The 17,878-nt window shown below is 59.9% G+C and carries 16 protein-coding genes and 1 pseudogene; 11 read left to right on the plus strand and 6 right to left on the minus strand.

Annotated features, from left to right (window positions below; genetic code table 11):
- The first annotated feature begins 14 nt into the window (after positions 1-14).
- The 5 genes from ACLI1Q_RS00410 to ACLI1Q_RS00430 all read left to right on the plus strand — a co-directional run bounded on the left by ACLI1Q_RS00410 (position 15) and on the right by ACLI1Q_RS00430 (position 3,841).
- Positions 15-527 (plus strand): phosphoribosyltransferase, encoded by a 513-nt coding sequence (locus ACLI1Q_RS00410; protein ID WP_005276176.1) that lies wholly within the window; start codon positions 15-17, stop codon positions 525-527.
- 21 nt (positions 528-548) lie between these two features.
- Positions 549-2,030 (plus strand): SulP family inorganic anion transporter, encoded by a 1,482-nt coding sequence (locus tag ACLI1Q_RS00415; protein WP_239275735.1) that lies wholly within the window; start codon positions 549-551, stop codon positions 2,028-2,030.
- Positions 2,031-2,315: 285 nt separating this feature from the next.
- Entirely contained in the window at positions 2,316-2,804 is a 489-nt protein-coding gene (locus ACLI1Q_RS00420; RefSeq protein ID WP_023016464.1) for a ferritin, read from the plus strand.
- Between the two features lie 74 nt (positions 2,805-2,878).
- Positions 2,879-3,232 carry a hypothetical protein gene (locus tag ACLI1Q_RS00425; RefSeq protein ID WP_239269678.1) on the plus strand — a complete coding sequence of 118 codons (354 nt, stop codon included), beginning with the start codon at positions 2,879-2,881 and terminating at the stop codon, positions 3,230-3,232.
- Between the two features lie 12 nt (positions 3,233-3,244).
- Positions 3,245-3,841: an HAD-IA family hydrolase gene (locus ACLI1Q_RS00430; protein WP_239269677.1), complete on the plus strand. Its 597-nt coding sequence runs from the start codon at positions 3,245-3,247 to the stop codon at positions 3,839-3,841.
- On the opposite strand, the gene ACLI1Q_RS00435 is transcribed toward ACLI1Q_RS00430, so the two are convergent.
- Complete coding sequence (locus ACLI1Q_RS00435) at positions 3,824-4,957, minus strand: ROK family transcriptional regulator (protein ID WP_239269676.1); 1,134 nt, start codon at positions 4,955-4,957, stop codon at positions 3,824-3,826. The two genes, ACLI1Q_RS00430 and ACLI1Q_RS00435, sit on opposite strands and share 18 nt — an antisense overlap.
- Before the next feature lie 96 nt (positions 4,958-5,053).
- Here ACLI1Q_RS00435 and ACLI1Q_RS00440 point away from each other — a divergent pair.
- Both ACLI1Q_RS00440 and ACLI1Q_RS00445 read left to right on the plus strand, forming a co-directional pair.
- Positions 5,054-5,636, plus strand: a pseudogene (locus tag ACLI1Q_RS00440) (TIGR00730 family Rossman fold protein).
- Positions 5,637-5,707: 71 nt separating this feature from the next.
- Positions 5,708-7,378: a DUF885 domain-containing protein gene (locus ACLI1Q_RS00445; protein WP_411697019.1), complete on the plus strand. Its 1,671-nt coding sequence runs from the start codon at positions 5,708-5,710 to the stop codon at positions 7,376-7,378.
- 9 nt (positions 7,379-7,387) lie between these two features.
- Here the strand turns inward: ACLI1Q_RS00445 and ACLI1Q_RS00450 are convergent, their stop codons facing one another.
- Positions 7,388-8,494 (minus strand): AbrB family transcriptional regulator, encoded by a 1,107-nt coding sequence (locus ACLI1Q_RS00450; RefSeq protein ID WP_239269673.1) that lies wholly within the window; start codon positions 8,492-8,494, stop codon positions 7,388-7,390.
- A 58-nt stretch (positions 8,495-8,552) separates the two neighbouring features.
- Here ACLI1Q_RS00450 and ACLI1Q_RS00455 point away from each other — a divergent pair, with 58 nt between their 5' ends.
- Positions 8,553-9,323, plus strand: a complete 771-nt coding sequence (locus ACLI1Q_RS00455; RefSeq protein WP_239269672.1) for a TSUP family transporter — start codon at positions 8,553-8,555, stop codon at positions 9,321-9,323.
- Position 9,324: 1 nt separating this feature from the next.
- Here the strand turns inward: ACLI1Q_RS00455 and ACLI1Q_RS00460 are convergent, their stop codons facing one another.
- On the minus strand, positions 9,325-11,595 hold the full coding sequence (locus ACLI1Q_RS00460; protein WP_239269671.1) for an ATP-dependent RNA helicase: 2,271 nt from the start codon (positions 11,593-11,595) through the stop codon (positions 9,325-9,327).
- Positions 11,596-12,261 carry a sugar O-acetyltransferase gene (locus tag ACLI1Q_RS00465; RefSeq protein ID WP_239269670.1) on the minus strand — a complete coding sequence of 222 codons (666 nt, stop codon included), beginning with the start codon at positions 12,259-12,261 and terminating at the stop codon, positions 11,596-11,598.
- 45 nt (positions 12,262-12,306) lie between these two features.
- On the opposite strand from ACLI1Q_RS00465, the gene ACLI1Q_RS00470 reads away from it, so the two are divergent.
- From ACLI1Q_RS00470 to ACLI1Q_RS00480, 3 genes are read left to right on the plus strand one after another with little or no spacing between them, the layout of a single operon-like run.
- Complete coding sequence (locus tag ACLI1Q_RS00470) at positions 12,307-12,996, plus strand: alpha-ketoglutarate-dependent dioxygenase AlkB family protein (RefSeq protein ID WP_239269669.1); 690 nt, start codon at positions 12,307-12,309, stop codon at positions 12,994-12,996.
- 39 nt (positions 12,997-13,035) lie between these two features.
- Positions 13,036-13,578 carry an NADPH-dependent FMN reductase gene (locus tag ACLI1Q_RS00475; protein WP_284772148.1) on the plus strand — a complete coding sequence of 181 codons (543 nt, stop codon included), beginning with the start codon at positions 13,036-13,038 and terminating at the stop codon, positions 13,576-13,578.
- A 34-nt stretch (positions 13,579-13,612) separates the two neighbouring features.
- The gene (locus ACLI1Q_RS00480; RefSeq protein ID WP_237792272.1) at positions 13,613-14,332 is read left to right on the plus strand and encodes an SDR family oxidoreductase; all 720 of its coding nucleotides are present in this window, start codon (positions 13,613-13,615) and stop codon (positions 14,330-14,332) included.
- A gap of 444 nt (positions 14,333-14,776) precedes the next feature.
- Here the strand turns inward: ACLI1Q_RS00480 and ACLI1Q_RS00485 are convergent, their stop codons facing one another.
- Positions 14,777-16,129: a hypothetical protein gene (locus tag ACLI1Q_RS00485; protein ID WP_284772149.1), complete on the minus strand. Its 1,353-nt coding sequence runs from the start codon at positions 16,127-16,129 to the stop codon at positions 14,777-14,779.
- A 167-nt stretch (positions 16,130-16,296) separates the two neighbouring features.
- The gene (locus ACLI1Q_RS00490) at positions 16,297-17,874 is read right to left on the minus strand and encodes an aldehyde dehydrogenase family protein (protein ID WP_239269666.1); all 1,578 of its coding nucleotides are present in this window, start codon (positions 17,872-17,874) and stop codon (positions 16,297-16,299) included.
- Between the last annotated feature and the right edge of the window lie 4 nt (positions 17,875-17,878).

A 17,878-nucleotide genomic window follows, 5' to 3' on the forward strand; every position in this document is an offset into this window, starting at 1 on the left:
GGAGCCGCGCAATCGTGACTGAGAATTGGATCCACCCGGACCGGGAGAACCTCACCTGGGAAGTCTTCGGCGAAGCGAGCCGGAATCTTTCGGAGCAAATCGTGGAATCCGGTTGGTTTCCTGACTTGATCGTGGGTGTTGCCCGCGGCGGACTGATCCCAGCCGGTGCCATTGGTTATGCCATCGGGGTCAAGGCCATGGGCGCTATCAACGTGGAGTTCTACACCGATATTGGCCAGACCTTGGATGAGCCGATCATCTTGTCCCCGCAGTTGGATACGGATTCCCTTAAGGGTAAGAAGGTGCTCGTCGTTGATGACGTGGCCGATTCCGGCAAGACCCTGGATCTAGTGGTGAACTTTTTGGAAGAAACCGCCGATGAGGTGCGTTCCGCTGTGGTCTATACCAAGCCGAAGACCATCTTTGAGCCGGATTATTCGTGGAAGAAGACGGATAAGTGGATCAACTTTGCCTGGTCGGTGCTGCCGGTGATCACGGCGGATGGCTCCTTTCAGGAAGGCTCGTAGTAGCTACTAATATGTGCAGGCGTGATTAACGAGCAGCCTGCACCCACCGGCGTCATCGCCAGTTTCCGCTTTGCATTTTCCTCACCTGCGCGTTTGCGCAAGGAGGTCCTTGGCGGACTGGCGGTGGCGCTTGCTTTGATCCCGGAAGTTTTAAGCTTTTCCATTCTCGCCGGCCTCGACCCGCGGGTGGGGCTGTATTCTTCGGTGATTATGGCGATGGCCATCGCCTTTACCGGCGGGCGGCCCGCCATGATTTCCGCGGCGGCGGGCGCGGTAGCCCTGGTGGTGGCCCCGCTCGCGCACGAATATGGGCATGATTACGTGGTGGCGGCGGTGCTTGCGGCCGGTATCATCCAGGTGCTGTTGGCGTGGGTGGGCATCGCCAAGCTCATGCGCTTTATCCCGCGTTCGGTGATGACCGGATTCGTCAATGCGCTGGGAATTATGATGTTTACCGCGCAGCTGCCGCACCTTATCGATGTCCCCTGGATGGTCTACGTGCTGGTGGCTATAGGCCTAGCCATCATGATCGTTTTGCCGCGGTTTACCCAGGTAATTCCGGCGCCGCTAGTGACCATCGTGGTGGTAAGCCTCATCGCCGTCGCGGCGGGGTGGAAGGTGCCGGATGTGGCGGACCAGGGCGAGCTGCCCACGACGCTGCCGGGCCTTTTCATTCCGGATATTCCGTGGAACCTGGAGACCCTGCAGGTAATTGCGCCCTACGCCTTTGGGATGGCGCTGGTGGGCCTGATGGAATCGCTGCTAACGGCAAAGCTTGTCGATGACATCACGGATACCCATTCCGATAAGACCCGCGAGTCCTTTGGCCAGGGCATTGGCAATATATTGGCCGCAGCCATTGGCGGTATGGGCGTGTGCGCGATGATTGGCCAGACGATGATCGGCGTCAAGGTATCCCAGGCGCGCACGCGCTTGTCGACGTTCCTCGCCGGCGCCTTCCTCCTCGTGCTGTGCCTGCTTTTTGGCGAGGCCGTAGGCCGCATTCCGATGGCCGCGCTGGTCGCGGTGATGATCCTCGTGGCGGCGACGACGGTGAATTGGCATTCCATCCGCCCGCGCACGCTGAAGTTGATGCCGCTTTCTGAAATCCTCGTCATGCTGCTGACGGTCGCGGGCACGCTGGCTACGCATAACCTCGCGGTGGGTGTGGTATTAGGCGTGGTGGCGGCATCGGTTGGCTTTGCCCGCCGGGTGGCACACCTCGTGGAGGTTGAGTTGGTAGATGGATATACCTACGTGGTGCATGGCCAGCTCTTCTTCGCCTCCTCGAATGATTTGGTCTACGCCTTCGATTACACGCTCGATACGGACTTCGTGGTGGTGGACCTTTCCGATGCCGAGGTCTGGGATGCCTCGACGGTGGCGACGCTGGATGCGGTGCAGAAAAAGTACGCGGATCGCGGCATTGAGGTGGAGTTTCGGGGCCTCGATGGGGCGAGCGCGCAGCGCCTAGAACGCCTGAGTGGGCAACTGGGTGATTAATATCACATTGCAAATCTGATATGCGGGGGCGTACTGGCTGTAGGGGGTCGGATGGAGTGGGCTAGCGCGGCGAGGTTGGCCGTTTAGGGCGATGACCTCGAACTATTAGGCGATATTAACTTCGGGCCGTGGAGCAGCTTTGTCTTAACTAACTTAGGTGATCCAATCTGAAAAATGCCCCTGAGGTGCGGGTTTGATTAAGCATGCCTTGCTAGACGGGAGATTTTATTTGGGTATTGTAGTGCCTACAACCAATTAATTGATTCCTACAGAAAGGATTTAGCAATGGATGAGAAGCTGCAAACCCTGCTAAACAATCAGGTCATTAACGAGCACGGCGCCGCTATGGTCTACACCCAGCTGGCCTACGAGATGGACAACCTGTCCTTCCCGGGCATGCGCGATTGGTTCATGGCTCAGGCTGGCGAAGAGCGCGTTCACGCACAGAAGCTTGCGGATCACCTCTTGGCACGCGGCTACCGCGTAGAGCTCAACGATATCCCGGTTGGCTCCATCAAGGCTGCCACCCCGCTGGATGCGTTCGAGGCTTCCTTGGCACACGAGCAGAAGGTCTCCGAGCAGATCCGCGAGATCGCCCGCGTTGCCCTTGACATCCAGGACCTGGACTCCCGTCAGCTCATTGACTGGTTCTTGGCTGAGCAGATCGAGGAAGAGGACACCGTTTCTGAGATCATCGACCAGATCAAGCTGGTGGGCAACGATGGCGCTGGCCTGCTGCGCATCGATTCCCGTTTGGCTAACCGCAACTCCTAAGTTGTGAATAACAAACACATCAAGATTTAAATCAATCCTCCCATGGCACTGCGCTGCTGTGGGAGGATTGACGTATGTCTGGACACCTCAAAACAACCCTCTCCGCCACCCTGGCGGTATTGGCATTAAGCCTCATCATTGGGGCTGCGGTCATCTCAAGCCACGTCACCCTCGGCATCTTTTTGACCACCGCAGCGCTTATGCTGAGCCCGTTTGCGGGGGTGGTGATGCTGGCGTGTGGGGTCATCGGTAAGCGCGGGCTGGTCAACCGCTCCCTATATTCCCTGAGTGGAATGCTGATTTTGGCTTCGCTGGCCGTGCTCATCGTTTTGCCGATGGCGCAGGCGACGCTGGCGCTGGTGATTTTTATCGCCGGCACCGCGGTAGGGATTGTGGCCGTGCAGACCCAAGCTACTAGGCGCGCATAAACTGGACGCATTATGCCGAAGTTGCTGTTTGATCTATACGGCGTGCTGCTGCGCCCCGCCACGCCGGAAGCGCACGCTGAACTAGAGCGCTTCCTCGAGCCTGCGAACCCGGAGGCCTTCTGGGAGGCCTATAACTATTTCCGGCCGGATTACGATGCCGGAATTTTTAGTGATAGTCACTACTGGAATGAGATAGCCGCCCGCGCGGGAATGGGGCCCATTGACTGCGCTGGGGCCGTGGCCTGCGAGAACCAGTACCTGCTTGAGGCGGACCCAGAGGTGGTAGCGCTGGTCAGAGGGCTCATCGGGGAGGGCTTTAGCGTGGGGATTTTATCCAATATCCCCACGACCTTGGCGAAACAGGTGCGCGCGCAGCACCCGTGGTTGGCAGAGTGCGCGGCGGTAACGTTGAGCTGCGATATCGGGGTGGCCAAGCCGCACCCAGAGGCCTACCGAGTGGCGGTAGACGCGCTAGCGGCGCAGCCCAAGGACACGCATTTTTTCGATGACCGCATCGACTACATCGAGGGCGCCACTTATTGCGGGTTGCAAGCCCACCTGTTTACCGGGATCGACTCCGCGCGCGAGGTTTTACGCGGTCTGGAGTGAGCGGCCCAGCTCCAATGGTTCGCGCAATAGCTGATCGGTAGCCACGGTACGGGCGACGGCGCGCACGATTTCTTTGTGGCTTGGGATCATGCGCAGTTCCAGTTCATCCGAGGTGGAATCGCGGACGGTGGAGGCAAAAAGCTGGGGCGCGCGGGAATCGCCGGTAAAGGCCCCGCCGGCAATGACCACGGTTTTCGGCGAGTATTCGCGGACCATCTCCGCCGTAATCTGGCCCAGCTGGCGGGCGCGCTCATCCAAAATGGCGCGCACGGCTGAATTGGATTCGGCGATGGTCGCGACCTCGGGCAGGGTGTTGACCTCGATGCCGTGCCGGCGCACGGCCTCCAGGATGGACTGGGTGGCCAAGAGGTGTTCGGAAGCGCCGTGCCCCAGTAGGTCAGAGCGGGTTTGTGGCAGTGGGATGATGGAATTTACCTCGTCATCGGCGGATAGCGCCGATCCTAAAGAATCATCCGCGAAGAGCAGGAGCACGCGCTCGTTCGTACCAATCTCGGCGGCCTGCGTCTCCGAGCCCAAAATGGCGGAAATGGCGGAGGTAACCACCACGGGAACGCTAAATTGGAAGCGCAAGCGCTCCGCGATATCCACGCCGTGCCATCCCAGATTATCCGCCGTGACCAGGCCCTCTTCGTCCACAGTGCCCGAGGTGGTAATCCCCAAGGCCACGAGGCGGCGATCCAGGCCCGTCATCATGCGGTTGATGCCGGCCATGATGTGTTCAAGAAAGTCTTCCTCCGTCAGGCGGGCGACAGGAGTGGCAATCTCTTCCTCCGAAATGGTGCGGCCCTTGATGTCATAGAGGCCGATATAGGTCTCGGAGGTGCCGACGGCGATGCCGCCGAGCACCCAGTTATTATCCGCGGCCTCGAGGGGGACCGTAGGGCGGCCTCGGCCCTGGGATTGGGTGAGGTCGGTGCGCTCTTGGATGAGTCCTGCGTTGAGGAGCGCGGTGGTAGCGCGGGTAATGGTGGGCTGGGAGAGTCCGGTGGCTTCTACCAGCTCACTACGGGTAATGATCGGGTTCAGGCGCACCAGGTGAAGGCACTTAGCAGCCGGTGTACGGGGGCGGGTGAACACGGGGCCAGGTTTGATCATGAAAGAAAGTATATGTGTCACAGACTGCTTTGTCTAATATATTCATAGGTGTATGTACCGAATGGTCTAAAGGTGGAGGTAGGCCAAAAATTCCCTATGCTGGGGCGCATGAGATCAGTAGCGGTTTATTGCGGCTCTGCCGTGGGCAATTCGCCCGCGCTATAGCGCAGCGGCACAACACTTGGGCGGCGAGCTTGCCCGTCGCGGGCTGAACTTGGTCTATGGCGGCGGAAATATCGGCCTCATGCGCGAGGTGGCCAATTCCTGCCTGCAGGCTGGCGGCACCGTCACTGGCGTCATGCCGCAATCCTTGGTGGATTTAGAGATTTCCCATCCAGGTTTGACCCGCCTCGAGGTAGTGGATTCTATGGCCGAGCGGAAAACCCGGATGGAGCAGCTGGCGGACGCCTTTATCTGTTTGCCCGGCGGCGTGGGCACGTTGGAGGAAGTAACAGAGGTACTGACCCAACAACAGCTGGGCAGCATTCGCGGGCCCGTTGGCTTGGTTGACGTGGAGGGCTTTTGGCAGCCCTTTTATGACATGTATGCCGCCATGGCCGAGGCGGGCTTCATCCTGCCCCGCTTTGTAAAAGCGCTGTTCATAGAGGAAAATCCCGCGGCCGTGCTGGATGGTTTTGCCCAGTGGCACTACCCAGGCACGAAGTGGAACAACGATTAGCTAACAAGTTTGCAACATTTGGGTGGGGCTGGGTGGCCTATCAACAAGATAAAGGGTTAGACTTCCCTCTTATGAGTTCTGAGCAGACCGCTAAGCGCCAGCCCTCTCTACTGGACGCTTCGTGCGATAACTTCGTTCACGACCTAGCCGAACTATCCCCAACAGATGCAACCGCGTGGGGCATTGACGGTTTTGAAGGCGAATTGCAGGATTTTTCCCCCGATTATTTTGAGGCTGTCGCTGATCGCACCCGCGATATGGTTGCGGATCTGGATGCCTTGGATGACACCACCGATGAATCCGATGATGAGGATGACTTTGATGACGTGGATTATGTCACCGCCGCCGTCTTGCGGGATCGTCTCTGCTTAGATCTGGATTTGCACCACCACGGCGAGGATATTCGCAGCCTTAATAATATTGCCTCGCCCGTGCAGACCATCCGGGATTCCCTGCTGCTTATGCCGCAGGAGACCCAGGAGGACCGCGAGGCCATTCGCTCCCGTCTGTCCAAGGTCAAGGGCTCCCTCGATGGCTACCGCGAGTCCCTGAAGGAAGCGGCCTCCCACGGCATGGTGGCACCGCACCGCCAGATCTCTGAGGTCATTGTGCAGTGCGAGCGGCTTGCCGATGCCGATTCCATGCTCGAGGGCCTCGGCCTCGCCCCCGACTCCGCCGAGGTGAAGAATGCCAAGGAGGCCTTTGGCGAGTTCTCGGATTGGCTGTCTAATGATCTGCAGCCGCAGTCCTCTAATAAGGACGCGGTGGGCCGCGAGCGCTACGAGCGCTTTTCCAAGCTTTTCGTTGGCGATTCCGTGGACTTGGACGAGGCCTATGAATGGGGCCTTGACCAGGCGCGCTACCTGCGCGGGGAACAGGAAAAGATCGCGCACGAGCTTTATGGCCCGGAGTGCTCGGTGCGCTCTGCCATGCGCAAGCTGAACCACGAGGAGCGCTATACCCTGCGCGGTACTGATGCCTTGGTGGAGTGGATACAGAGCAAGGCCGATGCGGTCATCGCCGAGCTCAACGGCAAGGAATTCGACATTCCGGAAGAAGTCGAAGAGATCGAGTGCCGCATCGACCCAGCGGGTACCGGTGGCATCTTCTACACCCCGCCGAGCGATGACTTCTCGCGCCCGGGCCGCATGTGGTGGTCCGTGCCGGAGGGCCAAGACACCTTCCACACCTGGCAGGAGCTGACCACCGTGCACCATGAGGGCGTACCGGGCCACCACCTGCAGCTGGGTTCTGCCCTGGTACAAGAGGATCTGAACCTGTGGCGCCGCGCGGTGACCTGGAACTCCGGCCACGGCGAGGGCTGGGCCCTATACGCCGAGCAGCTCATGGCCGAGCTGGGTTACATGGACGATCCTGGCGTGCGGATGGGGCTGCTCGATGCCCAGCGCCTGCGCGCGGCCCGCGTCGTGGTGGACATCGGATTGCACCTGGGCAAGAAGCTACCGGACTGCACCGTATCCGGCGCGTGGGATAAGGCCCACGTGAAGACCTACATGCGCGAAAACACCGCCATGGATGATGCGAACCTCAACTTTGAGGTCAACCGCTACCTGGGTTGGCCGGGCCAGGCCCCGTCCTATGCCTTGGGCCAGCGCCTGTGGCAAGAAACCCGCGCCGCCGCCGAGGAGCAGGACATGAGCGCCCGCGAATTCCACTCCGAGGCCTTGGCTCTTGGCTCGGTGCCCATGTCGGTGCTGCGCGAGGCCGTGCTAAATAACTAAACGCGCCGGCTAGCGCCTTTTAGCAAACTTGCCGACGGCCCTAATGAGCTGCGGCAGGTACCCCGCAATGACCAGCACCGCGATGAGGCGGGTAAGCTGCACCGCGATAACCACGGGGCCAGCCCCGCCTTCCGCGGAGAGCGCGAGCACGGTCTCTAGCGCGCCGGGGCTAGTAGCTAGGTAGGCCTCGAAGTAGCTGATATTGAGCCAGTGCATCAGCGGCCACGCCGTGGCCGCACACAGGCCGAGGACCGCGGCGATAAAAAGAATCGTCGCGGGAAGCTGCTTAGCAAAGGCCTTGAGCGATGGGAGAGACAGCCCGCCGCCGCAGACCCAACCGATGGATAAAAAGGCGATGACCTTAAAGGCATAGATCGGCTCTAACGTATGGCCCTCCGGCAGGAAGAACGAGGCCAGCACCGTCAAGATCAGCGGGCCGAGGACCGCAGCGGCGGGCAGGTGCAGGAATTTGCCAAGGCTTTCGCCGACCAGCGCGATAACGAGCACTAGTGCGATGATCCACCAGGTGGTTTCCGCCTCCAGCCTTAAGTCACCGCCCCTTCCTGCAGGCGTATCGAGGAAGGTCACGACGGCGGGAAGGGATACGGAAACGATCAATAACCGCAGGTATTGGGTGAGCGCGACGTAGCGGTAGTCGGCACCGAGTTCATCGGCAAGCGCGGGCATGAGCGAGGCACCCCCGGGGAGCATGGACAGGATGCCGGTTTCGGAGGAGACGTCCCGTGGCTGCTGGCGGTGCAGCATGACGCCGCAGAAGATGCCCAGCGCGATGGTGACAAAGGACATGGTTATGGCCGCCGGCAGGTATCCCACCAATTGGCCAAAGGAGACCACCGTTAGCGGCAGCGCGGCCATGATGCCGATGAATCCGCGCGATAGACCATAAAATTTGCGGTTGACCTTGAGGTCTTCGCCGGTGATAAGGGCCATGGCTCCAGAGGCGATGATCGCGGCCAAAATCCACGCGGCCGGCACGTGCCACATGCTAAAAAGCCAGCCCAAGAGGATGGAGACGGGGACGACGATGCCCCACCGCAGGATGGTGTGGGTGTCTACGCTTATTCCCCAGTGCCGTTTAGCCACGTATTCTCCCATCTTCTGCTCGTCCTCGATCGAGTCTAGACCTCCCCGCCGCGGGGTTTATGATCTCCTCATGGATATCGACGTGGCGCAGTGGGCGGTGCTCCTTATGGGAGCGGCGGGGGCAGGCTGGATCGACGCGGTCATTGGCGGGGGAGGCCTCGTGCTTATTCCGCTATTGCTTGCCGTCGTGCCGGGGCTGGCACCGGCAACGGCGCTGGCCACCAACAAGCTCGCGGCGGTATCGGGCACGGCATCGGCGGCCGTGACCTTGGCGCGCAGGGTGGGCCCGCCGGCAGGAGAGCTCGTTCGCTACGCCCTCATCGCCCTCGTGTGCGCCGGGCTGGGCGCGAGTGTGGCGGCGAATCTAAATAGCGACATCATGCGCCCGCTCATTATCGTGCTGTTAGTGGTGGTGGGCGTCTTCGTGACCTTTAAGCCGAGCTTCGGCACCACCGAGTCACCCGGCATCCGCGGCGGATGGCGCACCTGGGCGGGGCTTGTGGCGGTCGCGGCCATCTCCTTTTATGACGGCATCTTTGGCCCGGGAACCGGCATGTTCCTGATCATGGCCTTTACCTTTATCTTCTCCCAGAACTTCTTAAAATCCGCGGCGATGGCCAAGGTGGTCAATACCGCCACGAACCTTGGCGCGCTGGTGACCTTTATCCTTGGCGGCCACGTGTGGTGGACCCTTGGTATCGCGTTGGCCGCCGCCAATATCCTCGGCGCCCAGGTGGGCGCGCGGACGGTGCTCAGCGGCGGGACGAAGTTTATCCGCTATGCCCTGCTTACCTTGGTAGTGGTCATGAGCTGCTATTTATCCTGGCAGCAGTGGGGTTAGGCTACATCCGGTTCTTGGTCCGCGCGGTGGCGATGGCATTCCACGGATCCTCGGGCCACGGGTGCTTGGGGTAGCGTCCGCGCATATCGGCGCGCACCCCGGCGTAGGGGCCGGACCAGAAGCTAGCAAGATCATCGGTGACCGCCAGCGGGCGGCCGGCGGGGGAGAGCAAGTGAAATTGCACGCGGTTGCCGCAGTACTCCGGAGATTCGGCCAGGCCGAAGCACTCCTGCAACTTGATGTGGACCACGGGGCGCTCGCCCGACCAGTCGATTTTGGCATCGCGGCCGGAGGGCACTGGGAGGCGCTGAGGTGCGAGCTCGTCTAAGCGGGTGGCTTCGGGCCAGGGGAGCAGGCGCTGCAGGGCGGGGTACATGTCTATCTTGGCGGTGGGGGTTCCCGCGGCAATCTGGTGCAGCTCGGGCCCGAGCCACTCGGCGGGATCGGCGGTATCGACATCCGGCCACGGATCGCCGTAGTGCGCGTGCAGGTGGCGGAGCCTATCTTTTAAGCTCTGGGCCTTCTCGCTGAAGGTAAATAAGCCCAGGCCCTCTTCGCGGATGCCGGCGGCTAGGGCTTGCGCAGCGGCATCGCCAGTGACCTTGACCGGGGTTTCGGACAACACAATCGCCCCGGCCGCCCGGACCTTGACCCCGCGCACGCGGCCCCCACGCAGGAAGGCGCGAGTTTCTTCGGTCACGCCGATGGCATCCAGCGCGGCGGATTCTGCGATGCGCGCGGCGGTGCGGATGATGGGGTTTCCGGCATTGGAGAGGGTGACCTCCGCGATGGCGAGCCACGGCGAGCCTGCCAGCCCGGAGTTATCCAGCAGCCGGGCGCGAGTGCCGCTGGCCAGCAGATAGTCTTCACCCACGCGCTTGGCCACCTGCTCGGGATAGGCGGTGGCGACGACCTCGCCGGGGTCTGCGGGGCCGAGATCCTCCACCAGGCGGGACAGGCGCTTGACTTCCTTCTGCGGTGCGGGGCGGCGGGTGAGATCGGTGGTATTGGTGGGGGCATCGGCAAGCGCGGCGATGGTGGGCGCCGCCTGGCTGCCGTGCCGGATAAGGGCCGCGCCGAGGCGGGGATCGGTGGGCAGGAGGGCGAGCTCCTGCGTCGCGCCAATGCGCTCGAGGGTGGCGCGCGCGGCCGCAAGGGCCTGGGCGGGCGGCGGATCGAGCAGCGGGAAATCCGGGCCCGCGCCCCAACAATCCAAAAACAGCGCAGCCTGCGTGAGATCCGCGGACAGGATCTCCGGAGTGGTGTGCGGGGAAAAGTGTTGGTAATCGTCCTGGGAATAGCAACGAATGACCGTACCTGGCGCCTCACGCCCGGCACGGCCCGCGCGCTGGTCCGCGCTCGACTTCGACGTGGAGACCGTTACCAAACCGGACATACCGCGCTGCGCATCGCGCCGGGGAACGCGGGCCAGCCCCGCATCTACCACCACGCGCACGCCAGGCACCGTCAGCGAAGACTCTGCGATGGATGTCGCCACCACAATGCGCTGCTCATCGGTATAAAGCGCGGCATCCTGCTCCGCGGTGGTCTGCTTGCCGTGCAGCGGGAAAACATTATGGCCCTGCAGCTCCTCGCACACCAGGTTGACCTCGCGCACGCCGGGCACGAAGACCAGCGTGGATTCGTGTTGGCGGGCCGCTTGCTTGGCGATGCCCCCGTAAAACTCCCGCGATCCCGCCGCGCGCCCCGGCTGCGGCGCGTACTGGATATCCAGGGGATAGGTCACCGCCTCGGTGGTGTGGACGGGCGCGCCCATGAGCTGGGAAAAGCGCTGTGCGTCTACCGTGGCGGACATGGCGATGACGCGGAAGTCCTCGCGCAGCTCGGCCAGTTCTAGGCACATGCCGAGCACCAGATCCGTATCCAGCTGGCGCTCGTGGACCTCATCGATGGCTACGGCGGCCACGCCCTCGAGCTCCGGATCCTTTAGCAGGCGGCGCAGCAGCACGCCCGGGGTGACGAATTCGACCTCGCTTCCCGTGCGGGATTCGCCGCGGATGGCGAAACCGACCTTCTCCGGGGTGCCGCTGAGGGTGCTCAAGCGCTGGGCGGCCGCGCGCACGGCCACGCGGCGCGGGGCGGTGACGATGACCTTGCCGCGCCCTGCGGAATGATTGGCTAGTGCTGGTGGCACGAGCGTGGTTTTACCCGTGCCGGGCGGTGCCTGAATGACGACGTTTCCGGTGCGAGGCAGCGAATCGATGGTCTCGGCTACGGGCAGCCCCGCGCCGATGCTGGCGAGATCGAACATTTAGTTGGCGGCCCCAAAACCTTCCACGGGGCCGTCCAAATCCTTGCGCTCCCACGAATCCTCATCGCCGTCCAGCGTGCGCACCACGCGGCCGGGCGTGCCCAGGACCAGCGAATTATCCGGGATATCCTTGGTCACCAGCGTGCCGGCACCAATAACGCAGTTTTCACCAATGGTAACCCCCGGCATGACGGTGGCATTGGCCCCAAACCACGTATTGCGCCCCACGGTGATGGGGTGGGCGATTTCCCACCCGCCCTCGCGCATCGCGTGATCGTTAACGGGGTGGCCCACCGTAATAAACGAGCAATTGGGCCCAATCAGCACGCGGTCCCCGAATGTGACCTTGGCCTGGGCCAATATGCTGCTGCCAAAGTTGATGAAGACGCCTTCCCCACAGACGATATTGCAACCGTATTCCATATTCAGCGGCGCGTGCGCCCCCGGCACGTGTGATTCCTCCGGCAAGATCTCCCGCAAGATTGCCTGCGCCTGCTCCTTATCGGTGTTGTGCAGATCGTTGAACTGCCCAATCAACCCAAAGGTGCGCTGGTGCTCCTTATCGATGTCCCCCATGCCCGGCAGATGCCACTGCCCACCGGTCATTCGCTCCCAAGTGCCGTAGCGTTGCAGGTCGTGCAGCTTCTGTTCATCCATGGTGGCCATTGTAGAGGGCGCGTGGCCTAACCGATTAGCGGTTAGGGTGGAGGCATGCTTTTTGATTCGCTGCCGCGGCCGAATGCGTACGTCGCGCCGGGCGTGGGGCACGTGCCGGGATGGGTGGGCATCGGCAAGCAAAAGGCCCTGGTAGAAGAGACACGGGAGATCGCTCGCGCGTATGCGCATACGCCGATGGCGATGGTGCAGCCGCGGCTGAAATCGGGTGGGCAGATGAGCGTATTTCAGCTGCATCTTGGCCGGTATTGGCATTATCCCAGCTACCGGTACGTGGACAATATGGAAGGCACGCGGGTGCCGCCGGTACCGGATAGCCTGCGGGAATTGGCCCCGGCGGCGCTGCGACAGGCGGCCCAGATTGCCCCGGAGCTGGAACCATGGGTGGATAACTTCGTGCCGGAGATGGCGCTGGTGAATTATTATCCGCCCGGCTCGGCGATGGGCATGCACGTAGATGACTCTGAGGAATCGCCCGCGCCCGTGATTTCGCTTTCGATTGGGGATGAGGCCCTCTTCCGCATAGGCCATACCGAAAATCGCACCAAGCCCTGGGACGATGTGACCCTGTGCTCGGGTGATTTGGTGGTCTTTGGCGGGCCGAAGCGCTTTGCCTACCACGGGGTGGTGCGGGTAAATGATGGCACGCTGCCGGAGGGATGCGGGCTGCAAGAAGGCAGAATCAATATCACCATCAGACAAGTTTCGGCGAGCGCGGTAGGCTAGGGCGGGTTACATAAAGGTTGAAGAAAAGAGGTTTTTCTTATGTCCCGAATTGGCATCATCATCGGTTCCACCCGCGATAAGGCGGCAGGCCAGGCAGTAGGCGAGTGGGTCAACGACCTCGCCCAAGGCCGTGAGAATGGCGTGGAGTACCAGCTGTTGGAGCTCAAGAAGTTCAATATCCCCATCCTCACCAGCGAGGTTGTTCCGGGTGCGGCGAATAAGCAGTACGATGACGCCAACGTGCAGGAATGGTCCAAGGCCGTCGATGCCTGCGATGGCTTCGTCTTCGTGACCCCGGAGTACAACCACTCCGTGCCCGGTGCGTTCAAGAATGCTTACGACTCGCTCGGCGCGGAATGGGCGGGCAAGCCGGTGGCCTTCGTGGGCTATGGTTCCGTCGGCGGCGTGCGCGCGGTCGAGGCATGGCGCAATGTCGTGGCTAACTTCTCCATGCCACAGCTGCGCAACCAGCTGGACTTTAATATCTTTACCGATTGGAACGACGGCGAATTCCGCCCCAGCGATGACTCCTACGAGCGCGCAAATTCCCTGCTTTCTGAGCTCGAGGACGCACTCCAGTAGAAAAAGCCCTGCACCGTGCTGCGCGCTGCGTAGCATGGGGTGCATGACTGAAAAGAAAGTAGCAGTAGTAACCGGTGCCTCCTCTGGTATTGGGGAGGCCACCGCGCGCTCTTTGGCCAAGGACGGTTGGCACGTCGTGGTGGGAGCTCGCCGCACAGACCGCCTGCAGCAGCTTGCCAATGAAATCGGTGGCGAGGCCTATGAGCTGGACGTTACCTCCGATGTTTCTGTTTCCAAGTTCGTCTCCCACCTCGACCGCGTAGATCTTTTGGTCAATAACGCCGGCGGTGCCAAGGGCTTGGAGCCGCTTGTCGATACCTCCATTGAGGACTGGCAGTGGATGTACGAGACCAACGTGCTCGGCACCGTGCGCATGATTCAGGCGCTCATGCCCAAGTTAGAGCGGGTGCCGGATCTTTCCGGGCTGATTATTAATGTCGGTTCCATTGCCGGCTGGACGGTGTACGAAGGCGGTTCAGGCTATAACACCGCGAAGCACGGCGTGCGCGTGATTTCTCGCGCGCTGCGCCTAGAAAACCACGATGTGCGCGTTACCGAGATCGATCCTGGCCGCGTGGCCACGGACTTTTCCTTGGTGCGCTTCAAGGGCGATGAGAAACGCGCGGCCAAGGTGTATGACGGCCAGCTCAACCTCGTGGCAGAGGATATTGCCGAGGCCATCCGCTGGGTTGCTGCCCAACCGGCCCACGTCAACGTGGATACGATGACCATCAAGCCGCGCACGCAAAGCTAGGCTGCCTTGCTTTCGAGCATCGAACCTTTGATACTCCGGAGTGTAAATGACGATCCCTTTGTAACGACAAGTAAGTTAGAAGAAGAGAGAAAAGGAACCTGAGTTCTCGATATTGTGCGACAAATATTTATAGAGTTTTGAAAATTTTCTTGAAAGTTCACCAAAGGTTTGGAGCGTTTAAGTAGCAGTGCAAACTTGCACGAGAAGCAGTCAAATAGGATTTGAACAACGAAAATTACTTAGCTGATGTGTTCCGTCGACTTGGAGTGACATGCGAGGATGAACATCGCGAAAACGGATTAAGCGCTCGCGATTTTCAAATAAATTACGAAGCCTCAAATTTTACTTAGTACATGGAACCAAGCTTGGATGATTAAGCTTGTGAAGTTTTCTGAGTTTAGATGAGTTTCACTTCAAAACTACTCTGCCTGTTATGCTCGGTCACTAGTGACTCAAATCCTTGAGGGCTTTTGACAGATCTAAGTACAAGTAGTCATCATTTGAATCTTCTGAGCCACGTTCGCTAAGCCAGTTGACAATTGACTTCCAATTATCCAGTGACGCATCTATATTTTCTTGTTGTTTAATGATGCTGATAAGAATTGTTTCGGTTCTCGCCGCTAGACGAACCTGATCGTATTTATTGTTCTTTATTGCCTGAAATAGTGTCTCTATATGATCCTTTTTTAAATCTTTAGCAAAAAGTTCCAAAGCGCGAAGATTCGCCTCGGCATCACGAAAACTGCAAGATTCCCTGACCAGCACTAAAGCCCGTTGAATTAAAGATTCACGATCGGAAGTTAAATTATGTAATGTAGCTAGTTGCTTTGCTTCCAGATTGTCGATTAGTTGAGATCTGCGGTCCCTAAATTTCTGTTTGAGCGGAGGGTCGCCAGCTAAGTAACCTTTTGAAAAGAGATCGGAGTCTTTAGCTGCGGAGATTACCGTTGATAGACGTTTTTCGGCGGTTCCGGGGATAGTATCCCAAAAAGTCTGCTGTGAGCCGTATGCCCCGACAGCACGAATAAGAGTGGCGTCATCTAGCTTTCCGCTTTTCTCCCAGTTAGCAAGAACGCTGTTAAGAGCTCTTTCGAAATCACCGGGTGCTGCAGTGCTCAGGCTACAAGCTGATGACCGTGCCCGTGAACCTACCCTCGGATCTTTCTCTGGTAGCTCCGCAGTGGATTTTAAGCTCCACTTGATCAAGAGCTTGCAAAGATTCAGTTGTGTCGATTTTGTGGAATGCCGGTAGAAACGGTCAACAAAGTAGTCTTCATCGTCGGGCCAACCGTCGCTTAAGATTTCTTTTTTGAATAGTTCGAGTTGAGCCTTACCCGCTATCGGTGGATGAGAGAATGTTGCACGATGTGCGGCGATAATATGAGAGCGTACTAGTTCTCCGTCGGGTTCAAACAGTTTATCATTCTCGATGAAGCCAGGATGAGCGCACAAATCTCGATCTGTCTTAAGCCTTTGGAGTTCCTCTCTTTCCCGGTGGGTTAGAAGATTAAATTCTTCTTCGCACTTCTTGAGGAGTGTCCTTTCGAACTCTTGAGCTCGGGTGACGTTTTTATCTCTAATAGCAGTGTCATAGCCTTCCAAGTGCTTGCGCACTTCATTATCGCCAGTATCTGCCAGATATCGAAGTTTATGGATAAGGTCTACGGCAACTGTGATCCACAGCGAAACTAGTGAGGCACGGTGGGCGCCTGCATGATAGCAATTAATAACTTCGGAGAGGAGTGCTCGTGTTTTGGGGTTCTCTATTTCTAATTCGAGGGTGCTGAGATCTTTCATTAGAGATCCTAAAAAATAGATTTGGCCAAGTACAGGCCATGATTATAGTTGCCAACGCGGTGATCGAGATGAATTACACAGCAGCAAAATGGGTTAATGAATAGTTTTTAAGGCCCCGCAGGCTCATCAATGAGCGAGGGGCCTTAGGCTTTATAATTTTTTGCGCCTTATTGCAGACCGAACTGATCCCATGCGGCAGGGGCCAGGTTCTGGTACACGTGCTTGTGCTCTTGGTATTCGGCAAGGCCGGTGGGGCCCAGCTCGCGGCCATTACCGGACTGCTTGTAGCCGCCCCATTCCGCCTGCGGCAGGTACGGGTGGAAATCATTGATCCAAATGGTGCCGTGGCGCAGGGCGCGGGCAACGCGCTCGGCGCGGCCGGCATCGGAGGTGTACACCGCGCCGGCCAGGCCATACTCGGTATCGTTTGCGATCTCGATGGCCTCCTCCTCAGTGGTGAAGGTCTCGATGGTCACGGTCGGACCGAAGGCCTCGTCGTGGACGCAGTCCATCTCGCGGGTAGCGCCATCGATAATCGTGGGCAGGTAGTACACGCCCTGGCCCAGATCCGTGGTGCCGGTGCCGTGCTGGCCGTTGGTGTCCTCGCTGGTGGCGGCGCGGCCGCCGGTGAGGATCTTGGCGCCTTGTTCGCGGGCCTTGTCCACGTAGGCTGCTACCTTCTCGCGGTGATCGGCCGAAATGAGCGGGCCGGTCTCGGCCTTCTCATCGGTGGGGCCACCGATCTTGATCTTCTCGGCGCGCTCGACCAGTGCGGCAACGAATTTATCGTGCAGGGACTCTTCCACTACGATGCGCGAGCCAGCGGAGCAGACCTGGCCGGAGTGGAAGAAGGCGCCGTTGAGCGCGTTATCCACGGCGACGTCGAAGTTGGCATCGGCGAAGATGACGTTCGGGTTCTTGCCGCCGAGCTCCAGCGCGGTGCGCTTGACGGTCTCTGCCGCGTTCTTTGCAATCAGCTTGCCGGTGATAAGGCCGCCGGTGAAGGAGACCATGTCCACGTCGGGGTGCTGGGAGAGCGGATTGCCGCAGTTGGCGCCGGCGCCGGTGATGAGGTTGCCCACGCCATCCGGCAGGCCGCATTCCTTCAGCGCCGCCATGAGCAGCATGGCGGTGTGCGGAGTCAGCTCCGCCTGCTTGAGCACGAAGGTATTGCCGGCAGCAAGGGCTGGGCCCACCTTCCAGGACACCTGCAGCAGCGGGTAGTTCCACGGGGTAATCAGGCCGCAGACGCCCACCGGCTCGGCGTCGATGCGCGAGCGCAGGTTGGGATCTTGCGGGTCGACCACGCGGCCGGCTTGGTGCTGGGCCAAGGTGCCGAAGTACTCGAAAGCATTGGCAATATCGTCCATATCGCCCAGGGATTCCTCGTAGCGCTTGCCGGTATCCGCGGATTCGGCTTGGGCAAAAAGTTCCTTGTGTTCCCGGATGAAATCCGCCAGGCGGATGACAATCTTGCCGCGCTCGGCGGACGGCGTTGCGGCCCACTCGCCCTTATCGAATGTTTCACGTGCAACCTGGATGGCACGCAGGGTATCTGCCTCGGATGCCTCGGAGACGACGCCGACGGTAGAGCCATCGGCAGGGCAGACAATGGTGCGGGTCTCGCCATCCTGGGCGGCCTCCCACTGGCCGTTGATGAAGAGCGACTTCGGGGCATCACCGGAGTGCACGCCCTGGAGCAATTCGGTGGTCGTGGGATCGAACAAGGTGTTCTGGGTGCTCAAAGTG

Source organism: Corynebacterium limaceinasi (assembly GCF_046717465.1).
In the GTDB taxonomy this organism is placed as follows: domain Bacteria; phylum Actinomycetota; class Actinomycetes; order Mycobacteriales; family Mycobacteriaceae; genus Corynebacterium.

Coding starts and splice junctions, on each gene's coding strand:
- ACLI1Q_RS00420 (WP_023016464.1), top strand. CDS start 2,316: ATGGATGAGAAGCTGCAAACCCTGCTAAACAATCAGGTCATTAACGAG.
- ACLI1Q_RS00425 (WP_239269678.1), top strand. CDS start 2,879: ATGTCTGGACACCTCAAAACAACCCTCTCCGCCACCCTGGCGGTATTG.
- ACLI1Q_RS00445 (WP_411697019.1), top strand. CDS start 5,708: ATGAGTTCTGAGCAGACCGCTAAGCGCCAGCCCTCTCTACTGGACGCT.
- ACLI1Q_RS00470 (WP_239269669.1), top strand. CDS start 12,307: ATGCTTTTTGATTCGCTGCCGCGGCCGAATGCGTACGTCGCGCCGGGC.
- ACLI1Q_RS00485 (WP_284772149.1), bottom strand. CDS start 16,129: ATGAAAGATCTCAGCACCCTCGAATTAGAAATAGAGAACCCCAAAACA.
- ACLI1Q_RS00480 (WP_237792272.1), top strand. CDS start 13,613: ATGGGGTGCATGACTGAAAAGAAAGTAGCAGTAGTAACCGGTGCCTCC.
- ACLI1Q_RS00460 (WP_239269671.1), bottom strand. CDS start 11,595: ATGTTCGATCTCGCCAGCATCGGCGCGGGGCTGCCCGTAGCCGAGACC.
- ACLI1Q_RS00465 (WP_239269670.1), bottom strand. CDS start 12,261: ATGGCCACCATGGATGAACAGAAGCTGCACGACCTGCAACGCTACGGC.
- ACLI1Q_RS00430 (WP_239269677.1), top strand. CDS start 3,245: ATGCCGAAGTTGCTGTTTGATCTATACGGCGTGCTGCTGCGCCCCGCC.
- ACLI1Q_RS00455 (WP_239269672.1), top strand. CDS start 8,553: ATGGATATCGACGTGGCGCAGTGGGCGGTGCTCCTTATGGGAGCGGCG.
- ACLI1Q_RS00475 (WP_284772148.1), top strand. CDS start 13,036: ATGTCCCGAATTGGCATCATCATCGGTTCCACCCGCGATAAGGCGGCA.
- ACLI1Q_RS00435 (WP_239269676.1), bottom strand. CDS start 4,957: ATGATCAAACCTGGCCCCGTGTTCACCCGCCCCCGTACACCGGCTGCT.
- ACLI1Q_RS00450 (WP_239269673.1), bottom strand. CDS start 8,494: ATGGGAGAATACGTGGCTAAACGGCACTGGGGAATAAGCGTAGACACC.